General features: G+C 64.8%; 13 protein-coding genes. 5 read left to right on the top strand and 8 right to left on the bottom strand.

The genetic code is table 11. The annotated features are described in order from the left end of the window. Window positions 1-41: 41 nt before the first annotated feature. Window positions 42-1874, bottom strand: a complete 1833-nt coding sequence (locus SPHME3_RS0113825) for a M2 family metallopeptidase (protein WP_017978605.1) — start codon at window positions 1872-1874, stop codon at window positions 42-44. A gap of 77 nt (window positions 1875-1951) precedes the next feature. Continuing rightward, the gene (locus tag SPHME3_RS0113830) at window positions 1952-2713 is read right to left on the bottom strand and encodes an alpha/beta fold hydrolase (protein WP_017978604.1); all 762 of its coding nucleotides are present in this window, start codon (window positions 2711-2713) and stop codon (window positions 1952-1954) included. 308 nt (window positions 2714-3021) lie between these two features. On the opposite strand from SPHME3_RS0113830, the gene SPHME3_RS0113835 reads away from it, so the two are divergent. Next, entirely contained in the window at window positions 3022-3282 is a 261-nt protein-coding gene (locus SPHME3_RS0113835; RefSeq protein ID WP_017978603.1) for a hypothetical protein, read from the top strand. Window positions 3283-3296: 14 nt separating this feature from the next. Here SPHME3_RS0113835 and SPHME3_RS0113840 read toward each other — a convergent pair whose 3' ends face one another. The 5 genes from SPHME3_RS0113840 to SPHME3_RS0113860 form a co-directional block, all read right to left on the bottom strand. Further along, complete coding sequence (locus SPHME3_RS0113840; protein ID WP_017978602.1) at window positions 3297-3704, bottom strand: type II toxin-antitoxin system VapC family toxin; 408 nt, start codon at window positions 3702-3704, stop codon at window positions 3297-3299. Beyond that, the gene (locus SPHME3_RS0113845) at window positions 3701-3946 is read right to left on the bottom strand and encodes a FitA-like ribbon-helix-helix domain-containing protein (protein WP_017978601.1); all 246 of its coding nucleotides are present in this window, start codon (window positions 3944-3946) and stop codon (window positions 3701-3703) included. The genes SPHME3_RS0113840 and SPHME3_RS0113845 overlap by 4 nt, the downstream gene beginning before the upstream one ends. A gap of 32 nt (window positions 3947-3978) precedes the next feature. Continuing rightward, window positions 3979-5007 (bottom strand): aspartate-semialdehyde dehydrogenase, encoded by a 1029-nt coding sequence (locus tag SPHME3_RS0113850; protein WP_020486479.1) that lies wholly within the window; start codon window positions 5005-5007, stop codon window positions 3979-3981. Between the two features lie 62 nt (window positions 5008-5069). Next, the gene (locus SPHME3_RS0113855; RefSeq protein WP_017978599.1) at window positions 5070-5786 is read right to left on the bottom strand and encodes an MgtC/SapB family protein; all 717 of its coding nucleotides are present in this window, start codon (window positions 5784-5786) and stop codon (window positions 5070-5072) included. 190 nt (window positions 5787-5976) lie between these two features. Continuing rightward, on the bottom strand, window positions 5977-8223 hold the full coding sequence (locus SPHME3_RS0113860) for a S9 family peptidase (RefSeq protein ID WP_017978598.1): 2247 nt from the start codon (window positions 8221-8223) through the stop codon (window positions 5977-5979). Between the two features lie 183 nt (window positions 8224-8406). Between SPHME3_RS0113860 and SPHME3_RS0113865 the strand changes: the two genes are divergently transcribed. Further along, a complete protein-coding gene (locus SPHME3_RS0113865) occupies window positions 8407-9066 on the top strand; it encodes a DUF6975 family protein (RefSeq protein WP_017978597.1) in 660 nt (219 codons plus the stop codon). A gap of 5 nt (window positions 9067-9071) precedes the next feature. On the opposite strand, the gene SPHME3_RS0113870 is transcribed toward SPHME3_RS0113865, so the two are convergent. Beyond that, window positions 9072-9437, bottom strand: coding sequence for a hypothetical protein (locus SPHME3_RS0113870; protein ID WP_017978596.1), 366 nt, complete (start codon window positions 9435-9437; stop codon window positions 9072-9074). A 147-nt stretch (window positions 9438-9584) separates the two neighbouring features. Here SPHME3_RS0113870 and SPHME3_RS0113875 point away from each other — a divergent pair, with 147 nt between their 5' ends. From SPHME3_RS0113875 to SPHME3_RS0113885, 3 genes are all read left to right on the top strand, one after another. Further along, window positions 9585-10433, top strand: coding sequence for an AAA family ATPase (locus SPHME3_RS0113875; RefSeq protein WP_017978595.1), 849 nt, complete (start codon window positions 9585-9587; stop codon window positions 10431-10433). Window positions 10434-11004: 571 nt separating this feature from the next. Beyond that, window positions 11005-11565 carry a CHAP domain-containing protein gene (locus SPHME3_RS0113880; protein ID WP_017978594.1) on the top strand — a complete coding sequence of 187 codons (561 nt, stop codon included), beginning with the start codon at window positions 11005-11007 and terminating at the stop codon, window positions 11563-11565. Between the two features lie 199 nt (window positions 11566-11764). Further along, window positions 11765-12943 (top strand): vWA domain-containing protein, encoded by a 1179-nt coding sequence (locus SPHME3_RS0113885; RefSeq protein ID WP_017978593.1) that lies wholly within the window; start codon window positions 11765-11767, stop codon window positions 12941-12943. Window position 12944 lies beyond the last annotated feature (1 nt).

Genomic DNA, 12944 nt, shown 5'->3' on the forward strand with positions numbered 1-12944 from the left:
TACTGGACGACGAGGTACTCGAAAGCACCCCGCCCGCTCCATCACCAACCCTGCGGCTTACCCTTGTTCTGCTGGTCCAGCCACGTCTTCAGCGGCGCGAAATACTCCACCAGCGCCTTGCCCGACATCTGCCGCGTGCCGGTCATCACCTGCAGCGCATCCGGCCACGGCTTCGACTGACCCATGCTCAGCATCGCGTTCAGCTTCTCGCCGACCGCCTTGTTGCCGTAGAACGAGCAGCGATGCAGCGGGCCCTTCCAGCCCGCCTGCTCGCACGCCGCCTTGTAGAATTGGAACTGCAGCACCCGCGCCAGGAAATAGCGCGCATAGGGCACCGTCCCCGGAATGTGATACTTGGCGCCCGCGTCGAACTTGGTTTCGTCGCGCGCCACCGGCGGCACGATGCCCTGATATTTCAGGCGCAGCGCATCCCAGCCCTGCTGATACTGACCCGGCGCGATCTTGCCCGAAAAGACGTCCCAGCGCCATTTGTCGACCAGCAGGCCGAACGGCAGGAACGCCACCTTGTCCATCGCCTGGCGCAGCAGCAGGCCGATGTCCTTGTCGGCGGCAGGCACCTGCGCCGGCTGCAACAGCCCGATCTTCACCAGATAATCCGGCGTGATCGACAGCGCGACCGTATCGCCGATCGCCTCGTGGAAGCCGTCGTTGGCGCCGTTCTTGTACAGATACGGCTGGTTCTTGTACGCGCGCTGATAGTAATTGTGGCCCAGCTCATGGTGGATCGTGACGAAATCGTCGCCGTTCACCTTGGTACACATCTTGATGCGGATATCGTCCATATTGTCGATATCCCATGCCGACGCATGGCAGATCACCTCGCGATCGGCCGGCTTCACGATCTGCGAACGCTGCCAGAACGTCTCGGGCAACGGCGCGAAGCCGAGCGACGAGTAAAAGGCCTCGCCCTGCTTCACCATGCGAACGGGATCATAGCCCTTCGCCTTCAGCAGATCGCCGGTGTCATAGCCCAGATCGCCCGCCCCCTTGGGCGCGACGAGATCGTAGATATTGCCCCATTCCTGCGCCCACATATTGCCGAGCAGGTCGCTGCGGATCGGCCCGGTCTTCGCCTGCACCGCATCGCCGTACTTCTCGTTCAGCTTCCAGCGGACATAGGTGTGCAGCGACAGGTAGAGCGGCTCTACCTCCTTCCAGATCTGGTCGGTCAGCGCCTCGAACTGCTGCGGCGTCATGTCATAGCCGGACCGCCACATCGCACCGACATCGGCGAACCCCAGCTCCTTTGCGCCCGCGTTCGAGATTGCCGTCATGCGCGTATAATCGGCCCGCATCGGCGCGCCGACATTGTCGTTCCAGCTGACCCACATCTCCTTCAGCTTGGCGGGATCGCGCGTCGTGCCCATCGCCGCCTCGATGTCCGATCCGTTGATCGGCTTGCCGTCCAGCGTGCCCTTGCCCTTGCCGTAGCGCGACGACATCCGCGTCGTCAGCGTCGCGAGCTCGGTCGCCGCACCCGGCGTGGTGGGCGCGGGCAGGCCGACGCCATTCTTCAGCAGGTCGAGCTTGCGCTTGGTGTCATAGGACAGGCCCGTCACGCCGTTGAAGCGCGCCGCGCCCTTCGCCCATTGCACCGCCTTTTCGGTCAGCTCCGCGCCCGATTTCGCCGCCAGCGCATCGGTATCGTCGGTGATATAGGTCGCGTTGACCCAAGCGGTCTGCTGCGCGGGCACCGACAGATCGGCAGCTTCCTTCTCGACCGCAGCGACATAAGTGTCGGCCTCGGCCGCGGTCGGCTTCGCTGGCGCGGCCTGCCCGGCCGGCGCGGTCTGCGCCGCGACGGGCGCGGCAAACAGCGCCGCGGCGAGCGCGGCGGTGGAAACGAGACGCATGAAAACAATCCCCTACTGACTTCTTGTCGTTGCCGACACGATGCGCGGGGGCGCCCCTTTTGGTCAAGCGCCTGCGGTCAGGCGTTCAGGAAGTCGGCGATCGCCTGGCCTAGTTCCGGCTTGGTGACGGCGCTCATGTGATTGCCGGGAATCTCGCGGAAGATCGCCTGCGGCAGCGCGTCGGCCAGCGCCGCGCCCGATCCATTGTCGTCGTCGTCGATCCCGGCAACGATCAGCGTCGGCACGTCGATCGTCTCGACCGCCTCGATCGGCGTATCGACGAATGTCTCGAGCACGTTGAGCAATGCCACGGGATCGCCCCCGGTCGTCTTCAGGAACGCCTCGGTCATCCACTCGCCCGACCCGCGCTCGAAGCTGCCGAGGTTGGTCAGCACATGCCGGAAATAGCCGCCTCGCCCCGCCGTGCTGACGATGCCGGTCAGCCCCATGCCCGCAATGACCGCGCGGCGCGGCCTCGCCCCGTTGGCGAGCATCCGCATCGTCGTCCGCCCGCCCAGCGAATAGCCGCCGAGATCGTAATCGCTCAGCCCTAGATGCGCGATCAACGCCATCCCGTCGCGCATCAACGCATCCGCCGGATAAGCGGCAAGGTCATGCGGCTTGTCCGACGCCCCATGGCCCCGCAGGTCCGGCATGATCACGCGAAAGCCCTTGGCCGCAATCGCGGCGGCATGGCCGTATTTGATCCAATTGACCTCCGCCGTCGAGAAATAGCCATGGATCAGCACGACGGGCCGCCCCTCGCCCAGCTCGCGATAGGCGATGCGGGTGCCGTCGAAGCTGGCGAAATACTGCGGATGGGTAGGAGAAAGGGCCAAGGGTCGTCATCCATCGGTTGCGAGCGTGACCCCACGTGGGTCGCGATCAACCGCCTGTCCAGCACCGATCGTTGCAGGACAGTTTCGCAACGCCCCTCACCCCATCGTCACCCCGGACTTGATCCGGGGTCCCGCTATTCCCGGCGCGCCTTGGAAGCGGGACCCGGATCAAGTCTGGGGTGACGGGACGAGGCGAGCCCAACCAGGCAATTACAACGACGATCCGAGCCCATCCCCAAACCTCCGCCTGCCCCTTCCCAACCTCCAAAAAAGGGCATACTCTCCCTTCAAAACAAGCTAGGAGAGCGATGATGGACCTGCATCGGACCGGCACGGGCGACGAAAGCCTCGTGATCCTGCAAAGCCTGTTGTGCCTGCTGCGTGAAAAGAACGTGCTCAGCCGCGCCGACATCGAGGAACTCACCGAACGCGTCGCGATGCGCGCCGCTCAGGCCGAACGCGATCCCCTGCCCTGTTGCGCCGAAGCCACCCGCGCCGCCGCCACCGAAATGGCCCGCATCGGGCAATATGTCGGCCAGCATTACGGCGGTAAACACCGGCGGGCGTGAGGGGGGGATCGACGTCAACCGATCAGTTCAACGTGCCCGGCCAATCCCACTCGTTTTGCCGCCCGGGCCATGCCGGCATCGGCCGTCAAGACGATCGCATCAGTTCTGACAGCCAGCACAAGGTACAGGCAGTCATACACCGCATGACCTGCCTGCATAGACAATGCGAAGGCCTCGTCGAGTAACGATAGCGTAGCGACCGTATCGGTCAGCAGGTCGGGCGCAGCGGTCAGACCCGCCGCCGCTGCGGCTTCGGACAGGCCATCATTCCGCACTTTTTTGGCCAGCGCGTTGGCTACTTCGACGTGGAACCAGTCGGGTGCGATCCGCTCCACCTCCCCGACTACCCGGATCAATACGGCCTCTGCACCCGGTTCGCGCGTAACCAACTTGATCGCGACGCTCGCGTCGAGAACGATCATCCCGCGTCCCGGGCCTCGCGAATATACGGGGTGCTATCGACCGCTGCCGCCTCGGGTGGAGTCATCGCCCACAGACCGTGGACCAGCGTTCGGAGTGCATCGCCATCCAACCGCACCTTAGGTCGAGCCTGCGCCAGCGCCTCGCGCAACTCGGCTTCCAAAGATCGACCATTGGCCTTGGCGACGCGCCGGAAGTCGGCGATCAGCGCGTCGTCGAGATTGCGGATCAGCACCTGTCCCATGGAACAGATGCTATCACTCCGCTATCAGCCGCTCAACCGCCCTTCTGCAGGTGCCGTCGGCCGAGCAGTTCCGCGATCTGCACCGCGTTCAGTGCCGCACCCTTGCGCAGATTGTCGCTGACGCACCACAACGCCAGCCCGTTCTCCACGGTCGGATCCTCACGCACGCGGCTGACATAGGTCGCGTCGTCGCCCGCCGCCTCGATGGGCGTCGCGTATCCGCCGTCCTCATGCTTGTCGATCAGCATGATGCCGGGGGCTTCGCGCAGGATACGCTTGGCGTCCTCGGCGGAAATCTCGTTTTCGAACTCGATATTCAGCGCCTCGGAATGGCCGACGAACACAGGCACGCGCACGCAGGTCGCGGTTACCTTGATCTTGGGATCGAGGATCTTCTTGGTCTCGACCACCATTTTCCACTCTTCCTTGGTGGATCCGTCGTCCAGGAAGCTGTCGATGTGCGGAATGACGTTGAACGCGATCTGCTTGGTGAACTTCTTGGGCTCGGCTGGATCGCCGACGAAGATGTTGCGGCTCTGTTCGAACAGCTCGTCCATGCCGACCTTACCCGCGCCAGACACCGACTGGTACGTGGCCACGACGACGCGCGTGATCTTGGCGGCGTCATGCAGTGGCTTCAGCGCGACGACCATCTGCGCGGTCGAGCAATTGGGGTTGGCGATGATGTTTTTGGCGCGATAGCCGTCGATCGCGTCGGCGTTCACTTCCGGCACGATCAGCGGCACGTCCGGGTCCATCCGGTACAGCGACGAATTGTCGATCACCGTGCAGCCGGCGGCGGCGAACTTGGGCGCATAGACCTTGGTTGCCTCGCTGCCGATCGCGAACAGCGCCATGTCCCAGCCGGTCGGATCGAAATATTCGATATTCTGGACCTTGAGCATGCGACCGGTGTCACCATACTCGATCTCGTCGCCTTGGCTGCGGCTCGACGCCAGCACCGCGATCTCGTCCGCGGGGAAGTCGCGTTCGGCGAGGATGTTGACCATCTCGCGCCCGACATTGCCCGTCGCGCCCGCGACCACCACCCGATAACCCATCACGTCCTCCAATTCAGTGTGCGCCGCCTAATACGGTTGCGCGGAAACGTCCACCGACTTTCCTAATCGTGCGTGCTCAGCTGCCACGTCGCGTGGTCGATCCCGTGTACGCGGCCCAGATGCTCGACCAATGCGTCGAGCTCCGCGTCCACCACGCCGCTGCCCACCAGCGTCGCGACCAGCGCGACATGCTCGTCGTCGCGCACCTGCGTGTCGAGGTCGGCGACGGGCAGTCCCGCCTCCTCCAGATGCCCGACCAGCACATCCCCCATCGGCCCCGCCGCGGCGACCGGCACGGTGATCGTCACGCTATACGTCGCCTCCACCGTGCCGCCCGCGATCGGGATGCGGTTGATCGCATCGACCAGCGGTCGCAGCGCCGTATTGGCGAACAGCACCACACCGGTCAGCAGCGTCGCCTCGGCGATCATGTCCGACCCCGCGATCGATCCCACCGCCGCCGAACACCAGAGCGTCGCCGCGGTGTTGAGCCCGCGGACGTTCATCCCCTCCTTCATGATCACGCCCGCACCGAGGAAGCCGATCCCCGACACGACATAGGCGATCACCCGGATCGACTCGACGTCCCCGCCCAGCCGCTGCCCCAGATCGACGAACGCCGCCGCTCCGATCGCGACGAGCGCGTTTGTGCGCAGGCCCGCGGTCCGCTGCCGATACTGCCGCTCCGCCCCGATCGCGGTGCCGAGCACGAAGGCGGTGAGATAGCTGACGACCGTGTCGAGGAACGGCCACAAATGAAAGGCGGCGACGAAGTGCATGGGGTGGCGCCTTAGCGGCGGACCGTGACGAACGCACGTCACGACCAGTCCTCCCCCGCCAGGGGGAGGTGGCGCCGCGAAGCGCGTGACGGAGGGGGAGGATACGGAGCCCTCGCGTTCGCGGAAACGCCCCCTCCACCAGCTTCGCTGGTCCCCCTCCCCCGCTAAAGCGAGGGAGGAATTAAAGGGCTTACTTCTTGTTTTTCACATTCCGATCGAGGAAGTCGAGGATCGTCCCCCACAGATGCTGGCTCACCATCGGCCCGCCCACCCGGTGCGTGTAGCCCGGGTAGAACATCATCTCGAACGGCGTCGCCGTCGCCTGCATCTTCGCGGCGACCTTGGTCGAATTGTCGAGGAAGACGTTGTCGTCCGCCATGCCGTGGATCAGCAGCAGCGGGTCCTTGATCTTCGGCGAATCCTCCACCGCCTGCGACGTCGCATAGCTCTTGGGGTCCTTGGCCGGATCGCCCAGATAGCGTTCGGTATAATGCGTGTCGTACAGCTGCCAGTCGGTCACCGGCGCGCCGGACACCGCCGCCGCATAGACCCCCGGCGTCTTCTCCAGCATCTTCAGCGACATGTATCCGCCATAGGACCAGCCATAGGTCGCGATCTTGTTACCATCCACGAACGGCAGCGACTTCAAGTAATTGGCGCCAGCCAGCTGGTCCTCGACCTCTACCGTGCCCATCGCGTGATAGATCTGGTCCTCGAACGCCTTGCCGCGGTTGTACGAGCCGCGATTGTCGATCTTGAAATAGACCCAGCCCTGGCTGACCAGATATTGCGGCAGCGCCCCCTGCCAGCCACGCGTCACCTGCTGGCCAGTGCCCGGACCGCCATAATGTTCGAAGAACACGGGATATTTTTTGCCCGGCACCAGCGGCGGGGTGATCATCTCCCAATACAGCGTGCTGCCGTCCTTCGCCTTGATCGTCCCGAACTTCGTCGGCTGGTGGCTGGCGAGATAGGGGTAATAGGGATGCCCCGGCCGGATCGCATTCTCATTGATCCACTCCAGCCGCTTGCCGTTCGTGTCCGCCAGATAGACCTGCGTCGGCTGCCCGGCATTAGAGCGCGAGATGATGAAGCGGCTCGCCGCGCCGTCCATCGACGCGCTGTTCGTCCACCCCCGCTCGGTCAGCCGCGTCAGCACGTCCGGCCGCGCGATATCGACCGCATACAGATGCTGTTCGAGCACATCGTCCTTCAGCCCGGTGAAGTAGATGCGCCCCTTCGCCTCATCCACACCGACCAGGCCCGTTACGACCCACGGCCCCTTGGTCAGCTGCGTCCACTTGCCCGCCGGGCTGCGCAGGTACAGATGGCCATAGCCATCCCGCTCCGACCGCCAGATCAGGCTGCCGTCCTTCAGCACGCGATAATCGTCGCTGAGGTTGATCCAGCTGCGCGCGCTCGATTTCTCGGTGAACAGCACCTTCGCCTTGCCCGTCGTGGGATCGACGGCCAGCATGTCGAGCGTCTTCTGGTCGCGACTCTCGCGCTGCACCAGCAGCGTCTTGCCGTCGGGCGTCCAGTCGACGCGCGCCAGATAGATGTCCGGGTCGCTGCCCAGATCGACCTTCACCTGCCCCGACCCGTCCGGCCGCATCACATACAAATCGACCAGCACGTTGGGCGTGCCCGCCGCGGGATAGCGCTGTTCGTAGGTCTTGGTCCCCGCCGCGCCGATCGACGCGCGGGTGAAGACGCGCACCGGCGCCTCGTCGAACCGCTCGACCGCCACATAGCGCTCGTCCGGAGACCACCAATATCCGGTGCGCCGATCCATTTCCTCCTGCGCGACGAATTCCGCCTCGCCGAAATGCACCGTACCACCGCCACCGGTGGTCAGCGCGCGCGCCTCACCCCCGCTCAGCGGCTGCGCGAACAGATTCTGGTCGCGCACGAAGCTGACGTAATTGCCCTTGGGCGAGATGATCGGGTTGAGCTCACCACCCGGCGTCGCGGTCAGCCGGCGGACCTTGCCGTCCAGCGTCGCGAGGTACAGATCGCCGTCCAGCGGCACCAGGATCGACCGGCCATCGGGCGCGAAGTCATAGGCGACGATGCCCTTCGACCCGCCGATGCGCGCGCGCTCGCGCTGCATCTTCTCCGCCTCGGTCAATTCGGCGCCGGTGCCCACCTTCTTGCTGTCGACCAGCATCCGCTCCGCGCCGGTGCGCGTGTCGCGCGCCCACAGATCGGTGCGCTCCTTTTCGTCGGCGCGTGGGCGCAGGAAGGTAAGCAGCGTGCCGTCCGGTGACAGGCGTACGCCGCGCGGCTGCGATCCCGACAAGTCGGGGCTGCCGAAGACGCGCGCCAGCGTCAGCTTGTCCGCTTGCGGCGCCGCGGCTGTCTGCGCGCCCGCCTCAGCGCCTATCGCCATCGCGCCCACCGATGCCAGCGCCAGCCCCAACCACCATGTCCGCATCACCTACTCCAACTCCAACGTATCGCCGTTCTTAGGGCACGATCCGCCGACGTAAAGCGGGATTGCGGCAGGGTTACCGGCGCATCAACCGTGTCTTTACGTGGTTCGGTATAGGTACGGGGCGACAAGGGTGGCGTGTCGCACCGGATCGGCGGTCGGCATCAGTAAATGTCCCGGAGTGATATGTTGAACACCGTACAGACGGCCTGGTCGCCAAGCGCATGGGACATGGTTGCCCGATTGGGGGCCGTCGACGGCAGCGCGGCGCATCCGCATTTCGCCCGCCTGGTCTCGCCACGCGCCTCGGCGCGCGACGTGTCCGACGCGGTGCATGCACTCTGTGCGGTCCATGGCGTCCACCCCGGCCTCGCCGCCGCCGCACGCAGCCAGTGCGCGCAGCCCGATGCCTGCGACTGGCTCGATCGGATCGCCGATGCCTTCGCCGTCGAGCGCGCCTATATCGCGCATCTCGCCGCCGCCGCCGGCCCGCTGCCCTCCACGCCCGGCCAGGCGGATAGCGAGACCGCGCTCACCACCAGCCGCCACACGCTCGAAACGCTCGGCGCCTCCGAACGCCGCGGCTGCGCGACCGGCGCCGTCGCCGCGCTGGTCCACGACTGGGGCATGATCCGCCGCCTGCTCGACGCCGCCGCGCTCCGCTTCGGCGTGGAGCCGGCCCCTCGCGCCTTCCCGCCGCATCTGGAAACGGGCGCCAGCATCGACGCACTCGGCGGCACCCCCGCGACCGAACGCGCCATCGGCTTCGGCGCGCAGCAACTGTTCGCCCAGCACCGCGCGATCTGGGACTTGCTGGAGGCAAGGGCCAGCGCGCGGGAGGGGTAAGGCGGTTATTGGACTGTGCCGCGGCCACCCGTTGCCGCGCGACGACCGCCCGTCAGCAGGGCCGTCATGTCACCTCGCGTCTGGATGCTGAGCAGCAGAAGATACGGCAGCAGAAATCCGGCGCCGCCGAAGAACGCCAAGATCGCGAGACCGAAGCCGACGGGGGTGAAGTGATGACGCCAAGCGGTCCACAGTGCGGACAACAGCAGGAAGCATGAGAAGTCTGCATTGAACTGGCCGGACCACGTCGTGCGTGCGAGATCCCCGAAAAAGATCGGGAGCAAATCCATGCCATGCCTGGCGATCACAACCCCCGTGTAGATCGCCAGCACAGTCCAGGCAGCGATCAGCAGCGCACGAAACGCGATCATCACATTGTCTCCCCTGACACCTCGTCGATCATGGATCAGGCCGGCAGGGACAGCAATCGGTTGCGCGCACACCCCACCACCCCCGCTTGCGCTCCGCCCCGCGATCCGGCAACGACGTACCCGATATTCAATATCCGGGATCCGGCCATGAAGCGCTTCGAAGGCACGCAGAATTACGTCGCGACCGACGACCTGAAGGTCGCGGTCAACGCCGCGGTCACGCTGCGCCGTCCGCTGCTGGTGAAAGGCGAACCCGGCACCGGCAAGACGGTGCTGGCGCATGAGATCGCCAAGGCGACCGGCGCCGAGCTGATCGAATGGAACGTCAAATCGACCACCAAGGCGCAGCAGGGCCTGTACGAATATGACGCCGTCGCCCGCCTGCGCGACGGCCAGCTGGGCGACGAGCGCGTCCACGACATCGCCAATTACATCCGCCGCGGCAAATTGTGGGAGGCCTTCACCCGGCCCACGCCGCCCGTCCTGCTGATCGACGAGATCGACAAGGCCGATATTGAATTCCCCAACGACCTGTTGCAGGAACTCGATCGCATGGAATTCCACGTCTACGAGACGAAGGAAACCGTCCGCGCCACCGAACGCCCGATCGTCGTCATCACCAGCAACAACGAAAAGGAACTGCCCGACGCCTTCCTGCGCCGCTGCTTCTTCCACTATATCAAATTCCCCGATCGCGATACGATGCAGGCGATCGTCGACGTCCACTTCCCCGGCATCCAGAAGATCCTGGTCAGCAAGGCGATGGACATCTTCTACGATGTCCGCGAGGTGCCCGGCCTCAAGAAGAAGCCCAGCACCAGCGAGCTGCTCGACTGGTTGAAACTGCTGCTGCACGAAGACATGCCGCTCGACGTCCTCCAGAACCGCGACCCCACCAAGGCAATCCCGCCGCTCCACGGCGCGCTGCTCAAGAACGAACAGGACATCATGCTGTTCGAACGCCTGGCCTTCATGGCGAAGCGCCAGGGACGCTAAGCGCCCCCACCGTCACCCCGGACGTGATCCGGGGTCCCGCTTGCCGCCGCGGCAAAAGAAGAAAAAGCGGCATCCCGGCTCAAGCCCGGGATGACGGAGAAAACACCGTGCCCAGCACCCGATCCGCCAAAGTCCTCCCCCGCCAGGGGGAGGTGGCACCGCGCAGCGGTGACGAAGGGGGAGGTGAGGGACGCCCTCTCTCAAAACAAACCGATCCCCCCACGCAGACCACAAACGGCCGCACCCAAACAAAACAGCAGCAATCCCCCACCGCCCCTCACCCACCTCCACCGTCACCCCGGACTTGATCCGGGGTCCCGCTTTTCACCACGGCCGCAGCAGAAGAAGCGGGATCCCGGCTCAAGTCCGGGGTAACGGCTAGGTGGCGCCACGTCTGACCGCGCCACGAACCTCGGCCCCCCGGCAGCAGCACCAGCAAAAATTCACCACCCACCCGGAACAAAATCACTCATTTCAGCAGCGAAACGACCGGCAATATTTTGCCGGATTACCGTTTCTTAACCACGAATCCCAACCAAACGGTCACCGCCCCTTCCCTAAAACCCATCGAATGCAGGGCATTCTTCGCAAGTGCGGCATGATCGCCGCGGCAATCGGAGCGGCAACGCAGTTTGCCGCCCCGGCAAACGCAGCAGGCGGCAATCTGCTCGATTATGTCGGCCAGTGCGTCCCCTTCGCGCGCGAGGCATCGGGCATCCAGATCTACGGCGATGCCTGGACCTGGTGGTCGAAGGCGGACGGCCATTACGATCGCGGCCACGATCCGCGCGTCGGCTCGGTCATTGTCTTCGCCAAGAGCGGGCGCCTGCCGCTCGGCCATGTCGCCGTCGTCAGCCGGGTCGTCGAACGCCGCGTGCTTATGCTGACGCACGCCAATTGGTCGCGCTTCAACGGCGAACGCGGCCATGCCGAACGCGACGTCACGCTGTACGACGTGTCGCCCGACAACGACTGGAGCGAGGTGAAGGTCTGGTTCCGCGATTCCGAGGGGCTGGGCAGCAGCGTCTATCCGGTAAAGGGCTTCATCTACGGCGGTCGCCCCTCCCCGCAGATCACCACCCGCAACCCCGATTACGTCGGCGCGCTGATCGACGCCTACGCCGCCCGCTGATCGCCGGCCGAAACCCGATCTTCAAAAAGGGGCTGTCCTACACGACCGAATGCTCCTAGCGTCGGTGGCAGGCCATGACCGATCCGTTCGCCCCGACGCTGTTCCCCTCCCTTCCGACGCCCCTGCACGCAGCCGCATTCGGGACGTCACGTACCGTCCACTTCGTCCACTTCCACGCTCGGAATGGCGGAAGTCGACCATGTTCCTGACCTTCCTCGACGAGCTGCGACTCGCCGGCATTCCGGCCAGCCTGAAGGAGCATCTGGTGCTTCTGGAGGCGCTCGACGCCGAGGTGATCGACCGCACGCCGGAAGCATTCTACTATCTCGCCCGCGCCACCTACGTGAAAGACGAGGGGCTGCTCGACCGGTTCGACCAGGTGTTCGCCAAGGTCTTCCGCGGGATCGCGACGACCTACGGCACCCAGCCGACGGAGATTCCCGCCGATTGGCTGAAGGCCGTCGCCGAGAAATATCTGACGCCCGAGGAAATGGAGCAGATCAAGTCCTTAGGCTCGTGGGATGAGATCATGGAGACGCTGAAACAGCGTCTCGCCGAACAGGAAGGGCGTCACCAGGGCGGCAACAAGTGGATCGGCACCGGCGGCACAAGTCCCTACGGCAATTCGGGCTATAACCCCGAAGGCGTGCGGATCGGCGGGGAGAGCAAGCACGGTCGCGCGCTGAAGGTCTGGGACCAGCGCGAATTCAAGAACCTCGACAACACCCGCGAACTCGGCACGCGCAACATCAAGATCGCGCTACGCCGCCTGCGCCGCTTCGCGCGCGAAGGCGCCGCCGACGAACTCGATATCGACGGCACGATCGACAGCACCGCAAGGGCCGGCTGGCTCGACGTGCGCATGCGGCCAGAACGACGCAATGCCGTGAAATTGCTGCTGTTTCTCGACGTCGGCGGATCGATGGACCCGTGGATCAAGCTGTGCGAAGAACTGTTCAGCGCCGCGACGTCCGAATTCAAGAACCTCGAATTTTTCTATTTCCACAATTGCCCGTACGAAGGCGTGTGGAAGGACAATCGCCGCCGCTTCGCCGAACGCACGCCTTTGTGGGACGTGCTCCACAAATTCGGTCATGATTACAAGCTTGTGCTGGTCGGCGATGCGTCGATGAGCCCCTATGAGATCACCCATCCGGGCGGCTCGGTCGAACATTTCAACGAGGAAGCGGGCGCCGTCTGGATGCAGCGCCTGACGACGACCTACCCCGCCGCCGTCTGGCTCAACCCGATGCCCAAGGACCAATGGGGCTACAGCCAGTCGATCCGCATCCTGCGCGAATTGATGGCCGATCGCATGTACCCGCTCACCCTCGCCGGCCTTGATGACGCGATGCGCGAGCTCACCAGAAAACGCTGAC

This window comes from Sphingomonas melonis DAPP-PG 224 (genome assembly GCF_000379045.1).
GTDB lineage: Bacteria > Pseudomonadota > Alphaproteobacteria > Sphingomonadales > Sphingomonadaceae > Sphingomonas > Sphingomonas aquatilis.